This window comes from Candidatus Propionivibrio aalborgensis (genome assembly GCF_900089945.1).
Taxonomy (GTDB): domain Bacteria; phylum Pseudomonadota; class Gammaproteobacteria; order Burkholderiales; family Rhodocyclaceae; genus Propionivibrio; species Propionivibrio aalborgensis.
On the sequence record NZ_FLQY01000130.1, the window covers coordinates 1 to 1,762 of the forward strand.

The window sequence follows — 1,762 nt, forward strand, 5'->3', positions numbered from 1 at the left end:
TCTACTGGATAATCCGGGTGCTCGGCAAACGTAGTTCCAGACAAACAGGCCATCCGGCGAAACCTCCAACTCCTATTCCCATGAAAATTGACTTGCGACTCACGGTCCACTACGGACTGACGATCTTTCTCAGCGCGTTCCTTCTGTTCCAGGTACAACCCCTGATTGGCAAAATGATCTTGCCGTGGTTTGGCGGGTCGGCGTCGGTGTGGACCACCTGCATGCTGTTCTTCCAGTTAGTCTTGCTGCTTGGCTATTTCTATTCGCATTGGGTCGTGCGATTTCTGTCGCCTTCGCGGCAAAGCTTGGTACACGGCGCCCTGTTGCTGATCAGCCTGCTGCTGATTCCGATCAGCCCGAGCGCCGACTGGAAGCCGACCGGCGCCGAGAACCCGACACTGCGCATCCTGGGCTTGCTGACCGTTTCGATCGGCCTGCCTTACTTCGTGTTGTCCACGACCGGCCCGCTGCTGCAGGCCTGGTTCGCCCGCGAGCGATCCGGTCTGGTGCCGTACCGGCTCTTCGCCTTGTCGAATTTCGGTTCGATGCTGGCGCTATTGGCGTATCCGATCGCCGTCGAGCCAGTGTTCCCGACGCGCGGGCAATCCTGGCTTTGGTCCGGGCTGTTTGCGTGCTTCGTTGTTTCCTGCGCGCTGCTCGCCTGGCGCGGGCGCAAGGGGAAACCCATCGCCGTGCAGCATCATGAGGAAGGGCCCGCACCGCGCTGGACGGACATGGTTCTGTGGGCGGCTCTGGCCGCGTGCCCGTCGATTCTGATGGTGGCCGATACCAGTTTCCTGACCACCAACATTGCACCGATTCCGATGCTCTGGGTGCTGCCGTTGGCGCTGTATCTGCTCTCGTTCATCCTGAGTTTCGAGCGCCACGGCTGGTATCAGCGCAAGCTGTTCCTTCCGCTGCTGGTGGTCGGCCTTGCGGCGCTCACCTACCTGCCGATGCTGGGCTTGAGCGAGATACCCCTTTACCTTTCCATGACCATCAATCTCGGGGCCTTCTTTGTGGCATGCATGGTGTGTCACGGCGAACTCGCCCGACTGCAACCGCACCCCAGCCATTTGACCGGGTATTACCTGATGCTGGCGGTCGGCGGTGTCGTGGGCGGATTCTTCGTCGGAATCATCGCGCCTTACTGGTTCAACAGCAATTACGAACTGTCGATCGGCATCTTGCTCACCGGGGTTGTCGCCGCCATCGCGGTCATTCCGAAAGCAAACTTTCCAAGCCCGCTCTGGCGCAAAGCAAGCATTGCCTCGACCGTGTTCCTGTTGCTGGGTCTGGGCTGGATCCAGGTCGACGAGCATCTCGGCGAGATCAGCGGCTCGGAAGTCACGGTACGCAACTTCTACGGAACATTGCAGGTCTTTGCCAACCCCGAGGGCGACTACCGCAGCATGCTGCACGGGCAGATCATTCACGGCCGTCAGCATCTCGCGAAGGACAAACTGGATTTGCCGACGACCTACTACAGTGCCGAAGGCGGCGCCGGCAGGGCGATGCAGATCAAGGCGGCCAGCGGCCCGTTGCGCGTCGGCGTGGTCGGCCTCGGTGTCGGCACGCTGGTCAGCTACGGTCGCAAGGAGGATTACTTCCGGCTTTACGAAATCGATCCGCTGGTGATCGACATTGCGCGTGACAACTTCAGCTATCTTTCACGCACCGCCGCCAGCACGGAAATCGTCCTCGGCGACGCCCGTCTGCAACTCGAACTGGAGCCAGCGCAGCAGTTCGATATTCTGGTCGT

Annotated in this window: 1 protein-coding gene; it reads left to right on the forward strand. The window is 60.4% G+C overall.

Going from position 1 to position 1,762, the window contains the following annotated elements; genetic code table 11:
- Positions 1 to 92: 92 nt before the first annotated feature.
- A partial coding sequence (locus PROAA_RS07980; protein WP_186410842.1) for a hypothetical protein occupies positions 93 to 1,762 on the forward strand: 1,670 nt, incomplete at its 3' end.